Source organism: Acidaminococcus sp. HCP3S3_G9_1, from assembly GCF_052122455.1.
Classification (GTDB): Bacteria; Bacillota; Negativicutes; order Acidaminococcales; family Acidaminococcaceae; genus Acidaminococcus.
Window position 1 is genome coordinate 185,314 of record NZ_JBQKCH010000003.1, and the last position, 16,635, is coordinate 201,948.

The 16,635-nt window shown below is 56.5% G+C and carries 17 protein-coding genes and 1 other annotated feature; of the genes, 1 reads left to right on the forward strand and 16 read right to left on the reverse strand.

The features are described from left to right. Window positions 1-55: 55 nt before the first annotated feature. Window positions 56-1,228 carry a class I SAM-dependent methyltransferase gene (locus ACTQY1_RS03465; RefSeq protein WP_368509223.1) on the reverse strand — a complete coding sequence of 391 codons (1,173 nt, stop codon included), beginning with the start codon at window positions 1,226-1,228 and terminating at the stop codon, window positions 56-58. A gap of 219 nt (window positions 1,229-1,447) precedes the next feature. Next, window positions 1,448-1,689, forward strand: a binding site (T-box leader). Window positions 1,690-1,758: 69 nt separating this feature from the next. On the opposite strand from ACTQY1_RS03465, the gene ACTQY1_RS03470 reads away from it, so the two are divergent. Further along, window positions 1,759-2,982 (forward strand): YkvI family membrane protein, encoded by a 1,224-nt coding sequence (locus tag ACTQY1_RS03470; RefSeq protein WP_441368665.1) that lies wholly within the window; start codon window positions 1,759-1,761, stop codon window positions 2,980-2,982. A gap of 47 nt (window positions 2,983-3,029) precedes the next feature. On the opposite strand, the gene ACTQY1_RS03475 is transcribed toward ACTQY1_RS03470, so the two are convergent. The 15 genes from ACTQY1_RS03475 to ACTQY1_RS03545 all read right to left on the reverse strand — a co-directional run bounded on the left by ACTQY1_RS03475 (window position 3,030) and on the right by ACTQY1_RS03545 (window position 16,506). After that, the gene (locus ACTQY1_RS03475) at window positions 3,030-3,689 is read right to left on the reverse strand and encodes a histidine phosphatase family protein (protein ID WP_288310686.1); all 660 of its coding nucleotides are present in this window, start codon (window positions 3,687-3,689) and stop codon (window positions 3,030-3,032) included. A 14-nt stretch (window positions 3,690-3,703) separates the two neighbouring features. Further along, window positions 3,704-4,501 carry a YlmH family RNA-binding protein gene (locus ACTQY1_RS03480; protein ID WP_022488079.1) on the reverse strand — a complete coding sequence of 266 codons (798 nt, stop codon included), beginning with the start codon at window positions 4,499-4,501 and terminating at the stop codon, window positions 3,704-3,706. Between the two features lies 1 nt (window position 4,502). Next, window positions 4,503-5,324, reverse strand: coding sequence for a pyrroline-5-carboxylate reductase (gene proC, locus ACTQY1_RS03485; protein WP_022488080.1), 822 nt, complete (start codon window positions 5,322-5,324; stop codon window positions 4,503-4,505). Next, window positions 5,312-5,917 (reverse strand): cell division protein SepF, encoded by a 606-nt coding sequence (locus ACTQY1_RS03490; protein WP_022488081.1) that lies wholly within the window; start codon window positions 5,915-5,917, stop codon window positions 5,312-5,314. The genes proC and ACTQY1_RS03490 overlap by 13 nt, the downstream gene beginning before the upstream one ends. Window positions 5,918-5,935: 18 nt before the next feature. Further along, window positions 5,936-6,640 carry a YggS family pyridoxal phosphate-dependent enzyme gene (locus ACTQY1_RS03495; RefSeq protein WP_022488082.1) on the reverse strand — a complete coding sequence of 235 codons (705 nt, stop codon included), beginning with the start codon at window positions 6,638-6,640 and terminating at the stop codon, window positions 5,936-5,938. A gap of 17 nt (window positions 6,641-6,657) precedes the next feature. Next, window positions 6,658-7,461 carry a peptidoglycan editing factor PgeF gene (gene pgeF / locus ACTQY1_RS03500; RefSeq protein ID WP_195839636.1) on the reverse strand — a complete coding sequence of 268 codons (804 nt, stop codon included), beginning with the start codon at window positions 7,459-7,461 and terminating at the stop codon, window positions 6,658-6,660. A 101-nt stretch (window positions 7,462-7,562) separates the two neighbouring features. Continuing rightward, window positions 7,563-9,035 (reverse strand): phosphate--AMP phosphotransferase, encoded by a 1,473-nt coding sequence (locus ACTQY1_RS03505; protein WP_154488303.1) that lies wholly within the window; start codon window positions 9,033-9,035, stop codon window positions 7,563-7,565. A 94-nt stretch (window positions 9,036-9,129) separates the two neighbouring features. Further along, window positions 9,130-10,125, reverse strand: coding sequence for a 2-hydroxyacid dehydrogenase (locus tag ACTQY1_RS03510; protein WP_022488085.1), 996 nt, complete (start codon window positions 10,123-10,125; stop codon window positions 9,130-9,132). Window positions 10,126-10,519: 394 nt separating this feature from the next. Continuing rightward, window positions 10,520-10,984 carry an SsrA-binding protein SmpB gene (gene smpB / locus ACTQY1_RS03515; RefSeq protein WP_022488086.1) on the reverse strand — a complete coding sequence of 155 codons (465 nt, stop codon included), beginning with the start codon at window positions 10,982-10,984 and terminating at the stop codon, window positions 10,520-10,522. Continuing rightward, a complete protein-coding gene (rnr, locus tag ACTQY1_RS03520) occupies window positions 10,935-13,409 on the reverse strand; it encodes a ribonuclease R (protein ID WP_441373785.1) in 2,475 nt (824 codons plus the stop codon). Before rnr ends, smpB begins: the two co-directional genes overlap by 50 nt. Then, on the reverse strand, window positions 13,406-13,807 hold the full coding sequence (locus tag ACTQY1_RS03525) for a PaaI family thioesterase (RefSeq protein WP_022488088.1): 402 nt from the start codon (window positions 13,805-13,807) through the stop codon (window positions 13,406-13,408). Before ACTQY1_RS03525 ends, rnr begins: the two co-directional genes overlap by 4 nt. Window positions 13,808-13,810: 3 nt before the next feature. After that, window positions 13,811-14,545 carry an alpha/beta hydrolase gene (locus tag ACTQY1_RS03530; RefSeq protein WP_441373786.1) on the reverse strand — a complete coding sequence of 245 codons (735 nt, stop codon included), beginning with the start codon at window positions 14,543-14,545 and terminating at the stop codon, window positions 13,811-13,813. Window positions 14,546-14,630: 85 nt separating this feature from the next. After that, window positions 14,631-14,855: a preprotein translocase subunit SecG gene (secG, locus tag ACTQY1_RS03535; RefSeq protein ID WP_022488090.1), complete on the reverse strand. Its 225-nt coding sequence runs from the start codon at window positions 14,853-14,855 to the stop codon at window positions 14,631-14,633. Between the two features lie 637 nt (window positions 14,856-15,492). Further along, window positions 15,493-15,639: a hypothetical protein gene (locus ACTQY1_RS03540; RefSeq protein WP_022486810.1), complete on the reverse strand. Its 147-nt coding sequence runs from the start codon at window positions 15,637-15,639 to the stop codon at window positions 15,493-15,495. A gap of 216 nt (window positions 15,640-15,855) precedes the next feature. After that, window positions 15,856-16,506, reverse strand: coding sequence for a Gfo/Idh/MocA family protein (locus ACTQY1_RS03545; RefSeq protein ID WP_022486809.1), 651 nt, complete (start codon window positions 16,504-16,506; stop codon window positions 15,856-15,858). Window positions 16,507-16,635: the final 129 nt, after the last annotated feature.

Sequence of the window (16,635 nt, forward strand, 5' to 3'; positions counted from 1 at the left end):
CTATAGTGATTATACTATGAATTCGAAGTTATCGCAACTGATAATTATTATTGATTCAGTACCACCGGGTCATGGGCAGGCTGTTGTTGTTCCCTTTGGTCATGAGCACCTGGTGGATGTCGATGTAGCCAATCTGAAAGGCCGCTGCACAGCCGCACAGGTACAGATCCCACATCCGTACAAAGGAAGGATCCTTCCACCGGGCCACCTGTTCGTGGACCTTGCAGAAGTTCTTGTACCAGCACAGAAGGGTCCTGCAGTAATGGCGGCGGAGACTTTCCACATCCAGCACCCGGAAATCCGCATCATAGGCATGGTGGATCAGTTCCCGGAGGGAAGGCAGGGTGCCCCCCGGGAAGATGTATTTCCGGATCCAGGGATCGGACACCACTTCATCGTGGCCGGTAATGGTATGGAGCAGGAAGATTCCTCCCTGTTTCAGCAGATGGTTCACTGTTTCCATATAGGTGGAATAGTTGGAACGGCCCACATGTTCCATCATCCCCACGCTGACCACCCGGTCGAACTGGAGATCCTTGGCTTCCAGGTCCCGGTAGTCCGTCAGTTCGATGGTCACCTGGCCTTCCAGGCCCAGGGCCTTGATCCGTTCCTGGCTCTTTTTCCACTGTTCTTTGCTGAGGGTGCAGCCATAGCCCTTCACTCCGTACTTTTTGGCCGCCTCCAGCAGCAGGAAGCCCCAGCCGCAGCCAATGTCCAGCAGGGTCATCCCCGGCTTCAGGTACAGCTTCTGGAGGATGTAGTCCACCTTGTTCCGCTGGGCCTGTTCCAGGGTGTCTTTGTCGGACTTGAAATAGGCGCAGGAATAGCTCATGGTGGGATCCAGCCACAGTTTGTAGAAGTCATTCCCCAGATCGTAGTGGGAGGACACTTCTTTGGCCTGGTCCTGTTTCTTTTCCGACATGTACAGGATGTTCCGGAGACTGTTCCGGTCCAGGGAGAAACGGTCCGCCTGTTCCAGCAGGGTACAGAGCATGTGGAACAGGTCCCCCTTCACTTCGATGTCTCCCCGCATGTAGGCCTCCCCCAGAGCCAGTTCCGTGGACTCCAGCAGGGCCTTTTTGGGAATGTCTTTGTGGATGATCAGGGTGAATTCCGGCTTCCCCTCACCAATGGTATACTCCTCCCCATGGATTTGGACATTGAAACAGTGCTTGTCAAAATGCCCCAGATAATAAAGGAGAAAATGATCCATCATTTTATGAAGCAGCATGACAACAGGACTCCCTTCTGCAATATGGAAATATTCATTGTTTACCATATATTATAACACTTTTAAGGGGGCAAGAGACTAAGTGGCTAAGTGATTATGTGAAAAGGAACGCTGATAACAATAATATGCGAAAAGGATTGATATAAATTTTCTTTCGTAACCCCATTGACAGTATACTGTATCCGTGGTATCATTTCATCCATAGTCAACAAACGCCGAAACGTGATGACGCAGACTAGTACGCCTGAATCCCTGCTCCAGAGAGCTGCCGGTTGCTGCGAGGCAGTGGATGGGACGGGCCGAACTGCCTGCTGAGCGGCTGGACCGAACCTGCAGTAGGTCCCTCCGGGAACTCCCGTTACAGAGCATGGATATCGCCACCGGCCGTATCCGAGAGCGCGTCCCCAGGACGAAACAGAGTGGTACCGCGGAAGGATCCAACGCCTTTCGTCTCTTTGCTGCCAATGCAGAGAGACGGAAGGCGTTTTCGTTTCTCTGGAAACTGTCATTCCAAGGAGGAAACAATCATGATCAACGGAACATCTGCCATCAAAGGGGCCTCCCTCTCCCTGTGCTTTTCGGTGGGAGCGGTGCTGTTCAGCTCTCACGCGGGAGGCGGGTTCGCCACCGGCAACCAGGAAAACGTCTACTTCATCAGCCTGGGCTGGCTGGGCCCCATTACCGCCATTGTAACCATGCTCCTGTTCACCCTCACCATCAAAGAGGCCATGAACATGTACAACAGCCGGCGCCTCACCAGCTACCGGCAGCTTTTCCAGAATCTGTACCGGCCGGTACCCGGCATTGAATTCCTTTTTGAAGGGTTCTTCTACATCATGGTGCTCATGGCCGTATCCGCCACCATTTCCGGGGCCGCCTCCGCCCTGGCCGCCCAGACGGGGCTCAACTACTATACCGGCATCGGTGTGGTGGGCGCCGTAATCTTTGTACTGACCATTTTCGGGGCTGACCTGGTCCGCCGGGCCACCACCTACATGGGCATTGCCATCCTGGCCATGGCCATTACCATTTTCTCCGTGGGCATCGCCATGGGCGGCCAGGTGGAAGGCACCCGGTTCTTCCTGGATGCCATGGCTCAGGATTTTGCCGTTAACGGCTTGGCCAAACTGCCCACCGCCATTCTCCACGCTTTCACCTATTCCGGTTTCCAGTGCGTGGTGATCCCCACCATGATCGTGGTGGGCACTCCCCTGGTGACCCGGAAGAACTGTGCAGATTCCATGTGGATGTCCTTTGCCATGAACGCCACCGCCCTCACCATGGCCGTGTGCATGCTCCTGGGCTGGACCGGGGTCTACGGCAGGACGCCCCTGCCCACTCTCATGAGCCTGAGAGCCATGGGCATGCCCTGGCTGACCCTTCTCTATTCCGTAACCCTCATGCTCTGCCTGATCTCCACCGGGGTGACCACGGTGTTCGGATTCACCGCCCGTTTCTCTGAAATGGACTGCCTGAAAAAGATCACCGGCAGCGCCGTAAAGCGGTCCGCTCTGGTGACCCTGTTCATTATCTGCCTGTCCATGACGGTTTCCATGGTGGGTCTGACCAACATCATCAAATACGGGTATGGCTACTGCGGCTACCTGGCCATTGCCATCATCATCGTCCCCTTCCTGACCATCGGCCGGGCCAAAAACAAGCGCTACGCCGCTGACCAGGAATACCGGGAACGGATCGACGCCATGAACCAGTATCCGGGAATGGAAGAAGCAGAAGTGGAGGAAGCATAAAAAAGGGGATGTTGCACGCATATTTTTCACGTGCAGCATCCCCTTATTTATGCCCCAAAGGGGAAATTGAAAATCCCTATAGGTCCTTTTTTCCACTGGTATGAGGTGTCGTTCAGGGCGAATACCGCATGCTCTCCCCACTTGTTCATGCCCAGCACTGTCAACGAAGCGGGCCGGATGTCGAAGGATATCTGTTTTTCCGCCACTTCTTCGATGCTCAGCCCCAGCCAGGCAAACAGGATGTTCTGGATGGTTCCCTTGTGGGACACGATGATCAGGTCCCGGCCCTCCTTTTCCAGTTCCCGGAACCCCTGAATGGTCCGTTCATAGAAGGTCCGCCGGGTCTCTCCTCCGTCATAGTTCACATGGTCCAGCTCCCGGCCGGTTTCCGGCGGGTGGTAAAAGGCCAGGGCCTCTTTTTTGTTCAGTCCCGCTGCCTTTCCGTTGTTCTTTTCCCGGAGGAAGGAAAAACATTCCACCGGTTCTGCTCCCAGCTTCCGGGCAATGATTTCCGCTCCCGTCCGGGCCCGCTGCAGGTCGCTGGATACGATCCGGGGCAGGCTGCGGCCGGAAAAATCCCAGGCCAGGCAGTCCGCCAGCTGCTGGAACTGTTTCTGTCCCAGCACTGTGAGAGCCGAATCCGTCCAGCCCCCGGTCAGTTCCTTCACATGATGATCCGCTTCCCCGTGCCGAATCAGTAAAATCATAATGACATCCTTCCTTAGATGTACCGTTTCAGGGTAATGGCATACCGTCCCTTTTTGGTGGTCCCCCGGACTTCCGCCAGTTCCACCCGGCCCCGGGACCGGAAGGAGATCACATCCCCCTCCTTCACCGTCTGGGAAGGACTTTTGGCGTCCTGCCAGTTCAGCTTCACGTTCTGGCCCTTGATCTCATCCGCCATCCGGCTCCGGGATACCCCATAGCCGCTGGCCGCCACCGCATCCAGCCGCAGGGCCGCCACCGTGGCGGAAATCAGTTTGATCTTCTGTTCCTTTTCCTTCAGGTCCGTCAGGGGAATCTCTTTCACTTCCACCGTGGCTGCCCCGATTTTGGTCAGGTTGCTCAGGATGAAATCCACCATGGGGGTATCCACCACCAGCTGGGCCCCTTCGTCGATGAACACAATGTCCCCCAGGATTTCCCGTTTGCAGCCCAGGCCCATGAAGGCCCCCAGCACATCCCGGTGGCCGATGTCATAATACCGTTTGTCCCAGAGGATTTCCAGGGCCGTAATGGCAAAATCCGGCTGGCCGTAGAATTCGTCCGCAATGAAGGCCACCTTCTGCCGTTCGGCATTCTGGAAGCCTCCGTTCATTTCATACCGTACCTGGGGATAGTTGGCGGCAACGATTTCCGCCACATTCTGGCCGTGGGGATCCAGGAACCCGGATACCCTGGCCCGCCGGCTTTTCCGGGCCCCTTCCGCAAGATCCAGCAGCTGGGCTGCCAGTTCTGCATCCCCGCTGGCCTTGAAATACCGTAATACTGTTTCCCGTTGTTGTGTGGTGTTTGCCATGTTATTTCTTCAATGCGGCACTCCGGTCCAGGACCGCCTGCACCGCATCGTAAAACGCTCCTCTCACTCCGTGGTTTTCCAGGGCCTTGATCCCTGCAATGGTAGTGCCTCCGGGGCTGGTCACCTGGTCCCGGAGCTGGGCAGGATGGAGCCCGGTCTTCAGGCCCATGACGCCGCTGCCGGCCATGGTCTGGGCCGCCAGTTTGATGGCAAGTGCCCGGGGCAGGCCAGCCATGACACCGGCATCTGCCAGGGCATCCATGACCACAAAGAAATACCCGGGGCCGCAGCCGCTGATGGCGGTAATGGCTTCCATGGCCTTTTCGTCCACCCGGACCGTTTCCCCACAGGACTGGAAAATGGCTTCCGCAGCGTCCATCACTTCCGGAGCCACCTTTCCGTCCGCCGTCAGGGCCGTCATCCCCATCCCTACAGACAGAGGGGTGTTGGGCATGGAACGGATCACCGGATGGCCGGGCACCAGGGCGTGGAGCATGGCCAGGTCATAGCTGCCCATAATGGACAGGATGGTGGCCTTCTCCGGCAGGGCTGCCACCAGGTCAGCAGTCACTGCTTCTTTGGCCATCTGGGGCTTCACCGCCAAAATCACCAGATCCGCATCTGCAGCCGCGGCACTGTTGTCCCCGGTTACCGGGATCCCGTAGGTTTCTTTCAGATAAGCCTGCCGTTTGGCAGTAGGCACAGCAGCGGTCACCTGTTCCTTCCGGACCAGGCCTCCCTGGAGGATGCCCTTCAGGATGGCTTCCCCCATAGCGCCGCAGCCGATGAAAGTGATTTTACTGATACCGTTTATCGTTGCCATGGATCATTGCTCCCTTCCGATCCAAAATTGGTGTTTTCCGTGTCGATATCCACATTGGGAGGCGCGCATACCAGCAGATTCCGGCCGATTTTCCGCAGGGTCCCGTCCAACGCATAGATGGTGCCGCTGATAAAGTCGATGATCCGTTTCCGCACGTCCGCATCCGTATCCTCGAAATTGATCACCACCGGCTGGTTCTTGCACAGGTAGTCCGCCATTTTCTGGGAATCATTGAAGTCGATGGGCTCGATGACCACCACGCTCACCGGATTCCGGTTCACCGGCATGGACAGCACCTTGTCCCCGGTCCGGCTGGAAGACGTTTCCTCCCGGGAAGAGTCCGCCGTGCCGTCGTAGTCCTTGTCGAACACTTTGTCGTAAGGTTTTTCATAGGTCTTTTCGTAGGGTCTGTCATATTTGTCGTACTCCCGGTCGGAACTTTTGTCCCGCCAGGTGCCTGCCGAGCCGCTGCCGAACATGGGGACCACTTTCCCCTCATCCTGCTGCTGGTTTTCCATGGTTTCGTCCGTTTCCTGCTTGTCTTCTCCGTTGACCAGGCCGAAATATTCCAAGAGCTTGCTGATTTTTTTCATACGATCCACCATTTCTGTTTAAAATTTTAAAGAGTAGTCCCTGGCTCCAAAGAGAGCGGAACCCACCCGTACTTCGTTGGCCCCTTCTTCCACGGCGATCCAGTAGTCGTGGGTCATGCCCATGGACAGGATATCCACCGGAGAATCCGGCAGGGCATCCTTCAGGAACAGGAAATCCCGGTAACCGGCAGCAAACACCGGACGGGTCTCTTCCACCTGGTCCGTGGCCTGGGCGATCACCATGACCCCCCGGATGCGGATGTGAGGGTAATTCTTCAGTTCCGGCACCGCCGCCCGGAAATCTTCCGGGGCAAAGCCGCTTTTCTGTTCTTCTCCCGCTTCGTTGATCTGGAGCAGCACATCCTGGATCTTGTCCAGTTCCGCCGCCGCTTTTTCCAGATGGTTCAGCAGCTTCAGGCTGTCCACGCTTTCAATGAGGCAGAAATGCTCCACCGCGTGTTTGGCCTTGTTGGTCTGGAGATGGCCGATCAGGTGCCAGTTGCCCCCCGGCGGCAGTACCGCCTGTTTGTGCATGGCTTCCTGGACCCGGTTTTCCCCGATCTCCGTAAGACCGGCTGCCAGGGTTTCCGTGACGATTTCCGCCGGATGGTTCTTGGTCACCGCCAGGATGGTCACTTTGTCCCCGGTGGCCTTGGGTTCTGTCCGCTTGCCCAGAGCTTCCTGGATCCTGGCTTCCACGGCCGCAATATTATCCTTCAACATGGGTATCCCCATCTCCTTTATTTTCGATAGATCACCGCATACAGGCGGCCTGTTTTCCCCTTTTCCGCCCGGTAGGAGAAGAACCGGTCCTTGTGACAGCTGGTGCAGCAGTCCGCCCGGTAAATCTGTTCCCGGGGCACCCCTGCTTCCAGCAGTTCCAGGGTGTTCAGCTGCCACAGATCCAGCATGTAGTGGCCGGGTCCGTGAGGGGTCAGGCAGGAGGGATATTCCGCCGCCCGGTCCGCCACTTCCTGGCCCACTTCATAGCAGCAGGGACCGATGGAAGGGCCGATGCCCGCCACCACATCCCCAGGCTCTGTGCCAAAGGCTTCTTTCATCACATTCAGGGCATGGGGGACGATTTTCCCTACACTGCCCCGCCAACCGCCGTGGACGGCTCCCACCGCCCCGGTCCGGGTATCCGCCAGCAAAATGGGCACACAGTCCGCATAGGAAATCAACAGAGGCAGCCGGTGACAGTCCGTGACCATCCCGTCGGTTTCCGGGATGGCATCAGCCAGAGTCAGGGTGCCTTTCCCTGCATCCTGTTCCGTCACCACCGCCACATGGGTGCTGTGGACCTGCTGACAGGCCACTGCCCGTTCCAGGGGAAAATCCAGGGCCGCCGCCATTTTCTGCCGGTTGGCCAGTACCTTCTCCCGGTCATCTCCCACGTTGTAACTCAGGTTCAGTCCACCTGGGAACAGGGAACTGCAGCCCCCTGTCCGGCAAAGGAATCCGTGGACCACACCCCACTGTTTCCAGGCAGGAAAACAGCCCCATTCCACACCTTTCGCTTCTGCAAAGGCAAAATCAGCCATCTTTCCCACCTCATTGGTCAAATTTTTCCTGCACAGCAGGAAACCCTGGAAAGAACTTCCAGCAACCCTCATTGTACTGTTTTTTTACTGGTTTGTAAACGTTAAAGCACAGCTTCCATCCTTTGGATCATGGTTTCCAGGACTTTCAGCCGGGCAAACAGTTTATTGTTGGCTTCCACCACAGTCCAGGGTGCGCCTTTGGTATCGGTCCGATAGAGCATTTCGTTCACCGCATCCACATAGGCATCCCATTTGTCCCGGTTCCGCCAGTCTTCCGGGGTGATCTTCCAGGTTTTGTTGGGGTCGTTCTCTCGGGCCTGGAACCGTTTCAGCTGTTCTTCCGAATCGATCTGCATCCAGAACTTCTGGACGATGATCCCCTGCTTCACCCACTGGGCTTCCATATCGTTGATTTCTTCATAAGCCCGGCGCCATTCGCTGATTTTGGCAAAGCCTTCCACCCGTTCCACCAACACCCGGCCGTACCAGGTCCGGTCGAAAATGGCAATTTCTCCCGGAGCCGGCAGTCTGGTCCAGAACCGCCAGAGATAATGGAACTGCTTTTCCCATTCGTTGGGTGCACTCACCGGGTTCACCCGGTAGCCCAGAGGGTCGAAGGATTCGGACAGCCGTTTGATGGCGCCCCCTTTGCCCCCGGCATCCTGGCCTTCAAAGGCCACAATGGTACTGATTTTCCGTTTGGCCAGTTCAAACTGGAGTTCCCCCAGCCGTTTCTGGTATTTTTTCAGCTTTTTGCTGTATTCTTCCTGTTCCATGGGCTGGTAGGGCGTGTACCCGGACAGGATATCCGGAATGGTCAGTTCCCTGGCCGGGCCTTTTTCCGGATCCACCGGACGCTCCCGGTCCTTCAGGGCTTCTTCCAGGGCGGTGATCAGCACCCGGAAGACCGCTTCCGTACCGGTCCGTTTGTCTTCCATGGGGACGATGTGCCAGGGGGCCAGATCCGTATTGGTGGCCGCCAGCATGTCTTCGTACACATCCCGGTATTTGTCGTAGTCGACTCCTTCGATGCCTCCCGGTGCCAGTTTTTCCCACCGGCTGCCCATGGTTTCCTGGCCCTTTTCCATGTTTTCCTTCTGTTTTTTCTTGGAAATGTGGGTGAAGATCTTCACCAGCACATAGCCCCCCTGGACCAGTTCCTTTTCGAAACTGTTGATTTCGTCAAAACTTACATTGTACCATTCGGAAGCCTCGTCCGGATCCCCCACTGCATGTTCGTTCCGCAGGAAATACCAGGCCCGGTGATGGATGCAGATCTGCCCGGCCGGTGGCAGCTCCTTCCAGAACTGGAGGAAGAACGGGCTCTCCTTCTGTTTTTCCGTGGTCTTGGAGGCAGAATACACCCGGAACCCCCGGGGGTCCAGGGCATGGATCACCTTGCTGATCAGCTGGCTCCGCCAGGAGGCCCGGAACCCTTCAAACAGCACGATCACCGGGATCTTGGCATCCCGGACTGTCCGCTGGAGGAATCCCAGACGGTTTTCTTCCTCTGCTATTTTTTCTGCGTATGCTTCTTTGGAAATTTTCGTTTTCAGATCGATTTTGTCCAGCATAGGGACCCCTTCTTTCCCGAAATTCCATATTTCCCTTATTATAACACGAAAAGGGTGCTGCAACAGATTGCAGCACCCTTGGGAAGAAGCAAAATTATTTGATCTTGTTGGGGCAGTCGCCGGTTTCAGCCAGATCCTTCAGGTTCTGGTAGGAAACTTCCACCATGTTCTTTACGGCTTCATCGGTGTAGGAGCCCAGATGCGGAGTAATCAGGACTCTGGGATACAGGTCAACCAGCTTTTCGAACAGCGGGTTTTCCAGTTTCTGGCCTTCCAGGTCTTTCCCGAATACGCTGGCTTCCCCATCCAGAACGTCGCAGCCGTAGCCGCCCAGTTTGCCGCTTTCCACAGCTTCGATGACAGCTTCGGTATCCACCAGCTGGCCGCGTGCACAGTTGACCAGGATGGCGCCGTCTTTCATCTTCTTCAGGAAGTCGCGGGTAACCACAGCGCCGTTTTCTTTGATGTACGGAGCATGGATGGTGATGATGTCGGATTTCTCCAGGACTTCATCCAGGGAAACCTGGGTGCAGTAGTCTTCGATCCCTTTGATTTCGAAAACGTCTTCCCCGATAACGGTAGCGCCCATGCCGTGGAAGATCTGAGCAGCCACACGGCCAATCCGGCCCAGGCCAACAACACCCACGGTGCAGTTCCGGACTTCTTTGGAGAACATGAAGGCATCGACCTTGAAGTTCTTCTTGGAAGTACGGGAAGTGGTGTAAGCGGTATGACGCAGCAGCATCATAGCCTGGGTTACAGCCAGTTCAGCAATGGCGTTGGGGGAATAACGGGGAACGAAAGCCATGGGGAAGCCCAGTTCCTTGGCATATTCCTTATCGATATGATCCGTGCCGGCGGTACGGGTCAGGATGTATTTTACGCCCAGTTTCTTGTAGATGTCCAGGTTCTGTTTATTGGCGAAGCAGTTGCCCCGCAGGATTACTGCGTCAAAGCCAGCAGCCATTTCGGCAGTTTCTTTCGTATTCAGATAATCAGGGACACATTTGATGTCGTAACCGAATTCCTTGTTGCAGGCCTCAAAAATCGGCAGTTCTACATCTCTTACACCATAACATAAAACCTTCATATCAATACCTCCTATAATGGGAAACACACAATTTGGGCAACCCGGAATGGTTCCGTCTGCCCGCTGATTACATTGTAGCATGGAAAAAAAAATTTTCCAATGTTTTTCGTATTTTGTATACAAATTGCGTGAATATTTTGTGGAAACAAAAAGGCTGCTGCTTCTGCAGCAGCCTCCTGCCCGTTACTTTTCCCTTAAAACTGATAATTTACTCCCACATTCACCTGCCACTTTTTCTGCAGATTCCTGCCAATGCGGTAATCCGTCTGAGAAAGGTAGGCCCCATACTGCCAGATTTTCTGCGTCGTATTCGTCTCTAACGAACCCGTCTTGTAAAGGCGGGTTCATTCCTTCGGCCGCTGACCGTTGACGGGGCTGCCTCCGCAGCCCCTTATCACCGGTTCCTTTCCTTCATAGCCCGGTCGATATCCCGTTTGGCAGCCCGGTCGGCCATGGCCTGGCGCTTGTCATAGAGCTTCTTCCCGGTGGCCAGGGCCAGCTTGCACTTTACCAGCCCGTGGCTGAAATACAACTGCAAAGGCACCAGGGTAAAGCCCTTTTCCTTGGTCTTCCCGATCAGTTTCTGGATTTCCCGTTTGTGCATCAGCAGCTTCCGGTCCCGGAGAGGATCCACGTTGAACCGGTTCCCGTGTTCATAGGGACTGATGTGGAGGTTGTACAGGTACACCTCGCTGGTTTTGGTCACTGCCGCATAGGAATCCTTCAGGTTGGCCTTGCCCTGACGGAGGGATTTCACCTCCGTGCCGGTGAGCACGATGCCGGTTTCATAGGTTTCGTGGATGTTGTAGTCATGCCTGGCTTTCCGGTTTTCTGCGATTACCTTCACTGGCTTTTCCATGTTTCCGATCCCTTCTTCTCCGCCGCCGGCGGTTGTTTTTCTTTTTGGTGGAGCTGCTGTTCCCAGCATTTTCCGTGCCCTGGGGCACCAGCTGACTCAAAGAGGTTTCTTGGCCTTTTTGGGCCGTGTTCTTTTTCTTTTTCCGGTTCCGGCTGCGGCTGTTCTTCTTTCCGAATTCCTTCCGGTCTCCGGATTTCCGGCCGGTGGTGTCATTCCGAAGCTTCCCGGTAGCGATACCGGTCTTGGTCTTTTTCTGCCGTCCCAGTTCCCGGCGCATCTGGTCCGCCGCCTCCGGGCTCAGGCCGGCCAGGACGAAGTCGATTTTCCGTTCCGCCACATCCACCTGGAGCACCTGGATCTTCACCTGGTCGCCCAGACGGTACCGGTTCCCCAGATGCTGGCCGATCAGGGCGTACTGACCCTCGATATAGTCATAATAGTCGTCCGTCAGGCTGGATACATGGACCAGGCCTTCCACCCCGTTGTCCAGTTCCACAAAGAACCCGAAGGAGGACACCCCGGAAATGGTCCCGGTGAATTCCTGACCCACAAACTGGAGCATGTATTCGGCCATTTTCAGATCCACCGTCTGCCGTTCCGCATCGATGGCCCCCCGTTCCCGGATGGAACAGTGGGAAGCCACCAGGCTCAGCCGCTGGGTCCGCTCTTCCGCCTGCTGCCGGGTCAGCCGTTCCCCGTCCAGCTGCCGGCGCAGGAGCCGGTGGACCATCAGATCCGGATACCGGCGGATGGGAGAGGTAAAGTGGGTGTAGAAGTGGGCTGCCAGGCCAAAATGGCCGATGTTTTCCGTCTGGTACACCGCCTGGCGCATGCTCCGGAGAGCCACTGTAGAAATCAGCTTTTCTTCCGGCTTGCCGGCCACCTTGTCCAGGGCCCGCTGGAGATCCTTGGGGCGCATTTTTTCTTCCACCTTCAGGGTGACTCCGAAGAGAGCCATGAGCTTGGCCAGGTTCTGGATCTTTTCCGGATCCGGCAGGTCGTGGACCCGATAGATGAAGGGCCGTTTGTGCTTGGCCATGAACCCGGCCACCGTTTCGTTGGCCGCCAGCATGAATTCTTCGATCATCATTTCCGCCACGGACCGTTCCCGCTTCACAATGGCCACCGGATGCTTCTGCTCATCCAGCAGCACCTTCTGTTCCGGCAGTTCAAAGTTGATGGCGCCCCGGCGTTCCCGTTTCTTGTGGAGTACCTGCTGGAGCCGTCCCATATCTTCCAGCATGGGGACGATATCCACATATTTCTTCCGCAGGGCTTCGTCCTGGTCCACCAGGATGGCCCGTACATCCGGATAGTTCATCCGGTGGTGGTTGTTGATCACACTGGGCGCAATGGTGAAGGAAATGGTCCGGCCGGTTTTCCCGTCAAGGAGCATTTCGCAGGCCATGGTCAGCCGGTCTTCCCCTTCGTTCAGGCTGCAGATGCCGTTGCTCAGTTCCACCGGCAGCATGGGCAGCACCCGGTCCACCAGGTACACGCTGGTGCCCCGTTCATAGGCTTCCTGGTCCAGCAGGGAGTGGGGCTGCACATAATAGCTTACATCGGCGATATAGACCCCCAGGAAGTAGTTGTCCCCCTGTTTTTCCACATACACAGCATCGTCCAAGTCCTTGGAATCCACCCCGTCGATGGTGATGATGTTCCAGTCCCGCCGGTCCAGCCGGTTCTGGATTTCCTTCTTTTTGATCTTCTGCTCCACTTTTTCTGCCGCTTCCTGGACAGGAGCAGGGAATTTGGTGGGCAGGTCGTTGTCTTTGATGATGGAAAGGATTTCCAGGCCGATATCCCCGGGTTTCCCCAGGATCTCCACGATTTTTCCTTCCGCGTTCCGCCGTTCGTCCGGCCAGGTGGTGATTTCCACCACCACCTTTTCCTTGTCCCGGGCTCCGTTGAAGTCCTTCCGGCGCACGTAAATGTCCCGGCCCACCCGTTTGTTGTCCGGGATCACGAAGCCGAATTCCCCGGATTTGCTGAAGGTTCCCACCAGTTTGTGATGGGCCCGGTTCAGGATCCGGATGATTTTCCCTTCCTGCCGGTCGTCAAAGACACTTTTCATCACCCGGGCCATGACCGTATCCCCGTCCATGGCCCCGCTGAGGCTGCTGGCCGGGATCAACAGGTCCCCGTCTTCCGTTTTTTCTTCCGGGATCACAAAGGCAAAGCCCTTGCTGGTCACCTGGCACCGGCCCACCACCAGGCCCATGGCCGCCGGCAGCCCGTAGGTGTTGAACCGGGTCTTCACCACCTGGCCCCGGGTTTCCAGTTCTTCCATCACCGTCCAGAACAGCTTCAGGTCCGCGCCCTTCAAGGCCAGCGCCTGGATCAGTTCATCGGCGGAAAGCGGGGCGGTGGGATGGTCCTTCATGTACCCCAGGATCTTTGTTTCCATTTCTGTATTGATCATTCTCTCTCCTCATACATCAGCTTGCCGTCCGCTTCGGCCGCCACGGTTCCGTCTTCCCGGATTACCTGGCCGGTCATTTCCAGCAGCTGTCCCTTTCGTCTTTTTACTTTGGTGATCACATGGATCCGTTCCCCAATCCGTACCGGCTGCCGGAAGCGGACTTCCAGCCGGGCCGTATAGGCAACTTTGTGTTCATACATATAAGGGTAATTCCCCATGGTTTCGTCCAGCAGGGTGGAGATCAGTCCCCCGTGCATCCGGCCGTCATAGCTCTGGTGCACCGGCTGGGGCACAAAACTGGTGTAGCAGCCGTTTTCGTCGGTGCGGAAGTGGAGATGGAGCCCCATCGGGTTGTCCTTCCCACAGCCGAAACACATGGTATCTCTGTCATTTTCCATTTTCTATTCCTCCAAAAAGGCCTCGATGGCAGCATAAATGGCCTGCCGGCCTTTGTATAATGTCATCACATGCCGGGCCTGTTTTACCCACAGCAGCTGTTTCTGGTCTGAGGCGGCATGTTCCTGGATGTACAGGGCACTTTCCGGGCGCACCGTGTGGTCCGTTTGGGACTGGATGATCAGAAGGGGCTGCCGGACCTTGGGCAGGTATTTTCCCTTCACCGCCTTCAGCAGCCGCACCAGCTGGTGGACCGCTTTGATGGGCATGCACCGGTAGGCCACATTGTACCGGGCAGGAGCGTCGATGGTCCGGGGATTTTTGGGAATGGCCCAGTAGGGCAGCCGGTCCGCCAGCCAGAGGAAGTACACCCGCCAGTCGTAGAGATAGATGGGGGTGGAGAGCACCACCAGCTTGTCCGCTTTTGTCTCTGCTCCGGGATACAGGGTCAGCAGCCCGCCCATGGAAAGGCCGATGACCGTTACCTGGGCGCAGATTTCCCGAAGATGGGCCACTCCCTGCCGCACCTGGGCTTCCCACTGTTCCGCCGTTACCTCCAGCAGATCATGGGGATCCGTGCCGTGGCCTGCCAGGAGAAGCCCTTCCACCGTATACCCCTTCCGGTGCAGGTCCTCCCCCAGTTCCCGGAGTTCCGAAGGGCTGCCGGTAAAGCCGTGGACCAGCAGCACCCCTTTGCCGTTTTGCCCCTGCCAGAAATACGGTTCCGCGCCCTGGAGCATCCCCATCGCCTCCTTCCCCATAGCAAAAATGGCATTACCCTGCCAGGCAATGCCACTGTGAAATGTGTGAACGTTCTTTAATTGCTTACTGCAGGCGGGCAATTGCCACGTTGATAACAGCGAAAATCAGCCCCAGCACAACGGTGATCCGTGCCAGCGCCTCATCCATGTCCGTGGGTTTGCCCCCAAACAGGGATTCTCCCCCGCCCAGACCGCTGAACCCGGCACTTTTGCCAGACTGGAGCAGGATGGACCCGATCAGCAGGACGCTCACGATCACATCAAGAACCATCAATATATCTAAAGCCACAGGTATTCCCTCCACATATCAGATTCTTATATTTTAGCATTGGTTGGGGAAATGGTCAAGGAGCGGGGGATAGTGGTTAAGTGGCTGGGTGCACCAACCGTAGGAGCGGCAGGCCCGGCCGCCCGCCAGATGTACGAGTCTCTGACCCCAACGATGTAGGGGTTCGCCGCAGGCAAACCCGTCCCGACCGCCCAGAGGGCAAAACTTCTATACCCATATACCCGCGAAGGCCCTCCCAGCTCCCGAAAAATCGATGTATACCCGCACAGAATACCAGCAAAGCCGAAGGCCAAGTCCGCCCTGCAGGGGCGGGGGACCGGGCTTGCCCGGTGGTGGGGGCATGAGGTTCTGAAAGGACCGAATACCTTGACGGTGGTATGGAAACTATCTACCTAGGAGACAGCAATGGATACTGCGTTCATCATATTTCTACTTCTGCCAGACACTCCCTTGTTTTCGGCCGGTCCTGCAAAATATCGGCTGTCGCCGATGCCCCCACCACCGTGCTCCGCACGGTCCCCCGCCCCTCACAGGGCGGACTTTGGGACCATCCTTATCACCAGTTCAGTGCTGCTGCCAACTGTCCTATGGGGCTGCTGCTGGGACCGTAATTGGCAATTCTGCACTGAATGGGTATCTAGGTGAGGGACGAATACCGGCTTTTCAGAACTTCTCTCACCGCATTCCGGTACTCTTTCCGGGTTTTCAGCGGCATAACGCACAAATCTCCTGCCAGGGCCTGCTCCAGGTCTGCGTTCTTCAGGCCACTGATCACCTTGACCATCGCCCGACCGCCTCTATAACTCCAGCGGCGTCCCTGCTTCTTTACACTAAGGGACAGTGGTTAAACGGACCTTTCGATAAGGCTCCGCAGGACCGCCCGCCATACAAAGGGTGAAAAGGTGCAGGCCGGGAAGGGGGGGCCTTTGGCCTGCCCCTACAACGTTGGAGTCGGGCACTCGTTCATCAACTTTCGGAAATTTCCTATCCACAGGGACGGTCAAATCGTATGACCAGCTGCTCTTTCCAGCACTTTACTGGCGGCGAGAGTCATCTGTAAAAATTTCTCTGCCTCTTCTTTCTTCTTCCCGTCCACGATCCGAGTGAAATCCTCGAACTCTTCCACCATCCGGTTTTCCCGTTCCGGCGGGGTCCAGGTTTTTGTGTTCTGGGCTTTTTTCACAGCGGCGGTGCTGAACTGGTCCTGGTCCGGGCCCTGAATCAGGGTCCACTCCAGTTTTTCCGGGTGGATGGGCTTCCCTTCCACTTTCAGCCAGCCTTTTTCTCCCTGGACCAGGAACCCGGAGGGGCTGTCAGAATCTTTGGCGGCGGAGAGGGATGCCTGGAACCCGGGGTATCCCAGGAGCAGCACTCCGGAGGTATCCACGCCGTTCCACCCCCGGTTGGGGGCATACAGGACCTTTTCCGGCAGGCCCCAGAGCCCGGCGGTCCAGGCGATGTTGTACACGTTCAGGTCATACAGGGCCCCTCCTGCCAGTGCCGGGTCGAAGGCAGGGAGCACTTCCCCCTTACGATACCGGTCATACCGGCTGGAATACTGGGAATAGTTTCCCTGGACCAGCCGGATGGGCCCCAGGGCCGGTACCAGCTCCCGGATCTTCCGGAACAGGGCCCCGTGCCACAGGGGCATGGCTTCCAGGAGAAAAAGGGTTCTTTGTCAAATGTTGGGGTAAGCTCCAATTCATCTACCACACACGGACGTGAGCGATTTTTGCTCACGTCTGTTTTTATTTTAATTTCACCATCGAAAGCAGTAAAA

Bases quoted from the DNA above. Each gene is read 5' to 3' on its own strand.
- ACTQY1_RS03545 (WP_022486809.1), bottom strand. From the start codon at position 16,506: ATGCCCCTGTGGCACGGGGCCCTGTTCCGGAAGATCCGGGAGCTGGTA.
- rnr (WP_441373785.1), bottom strand. From the start codon at position 13,409: ATGATCAATACAGAAATGGAAACAAAGATCCTGGGGTACATGAAGGAC.
- ACTQY1_RS03530 (WP_441373786.1), bottom strand. From the start codon at position 14,545: ATGCTCCAGGGCGCGGAACCGTATTTCTGGCAGGGGCAAAACGGCAAA.
- ACTQY1_RS03490 (WP_022488081.1), bottom strand. From the start codon at position 5,917: ATGAAAAAAATCAGCAAGCTCTTGGAATATTTCGGCCTGGTCAACGGA.
- proC (WP_022488080.1), bottom strand. From the start codon at position 5,324: ATGGCAACGATAAACGGTATCAGTAAAATCACTTTCATCGGCTGCGGC.
- pgeF (WP_195839636.1), bottom strand. From the start codon at position 7,461: ATGGCTGATTTTGCCTTTGCAGAAGCGAAAGGTGTGGAATGGGGCTGT.
- ACTQY1_RS03525 (WP_022488088.1), bottom strand. From the start codon at position 13,807: ATGGAAAATGACAGAGATACCATGTGTTTCGGCTGTGGGAAGGACAAC.
- ACTQY1_RS03510 (WP_022488085.1), bottom strand. From the start codon at position 10,125: ATGAAGGTTTTATGTTATGGTGTAAGAGATGTAGAACTGCCGATTTTT.
- ACTQY1_RS03540 (WP_022486810.1), bottom strand. From the start codon at position 15,639: ATGGTCAAGGTGATCAGTGGCCTGAAGAACGCAGACCTGGAGCAGGCC.
- ACTQY1_RS03480 (WP_022488079.1), bottom strand. From the start codon at position 4,501: ATGGCAAACACCACACAACAACGGGAAACAGTATTACGGTATTTCAAG.
- ACTQY1_RS03495 (WP_022488082.1), bottom strand. From the start codon at position 6,640: ATGTTGAAGGATAATATTGCGGCCGTGGAAGCCAGGATCCAGGAAGCT.
- ACTQY1_RS03505 (WP_154488303.1), bottom strand. From the start codon at position 9,035: ATGCTGGACAAAATCGATCTGAAAACGAAAATTTCCAAAGAAGCATAC.
- ACTQY1_RS03470 (WP_441368665.1), top strand. From the start codon at position 1,759: ATGATCAACGGAACATCTGCCATCAAAGGGGCCTCCCTCTCCCTGTGC.
- ACTQY1_RS03475 (WP_288310686.1), bottom strand. From the start codon at position 3,689: ATGATTTTACTGATTCGGCACGGGGAAGCGGATCATCATGTGAAGGAA.
- smpB (WP_022488086.1), bottom strand. From the start codon at position 10,984: ATGGAAAAGCCAGTGAAGGTAATCGCAGAAAACCGGAAAGCCAGGCAT.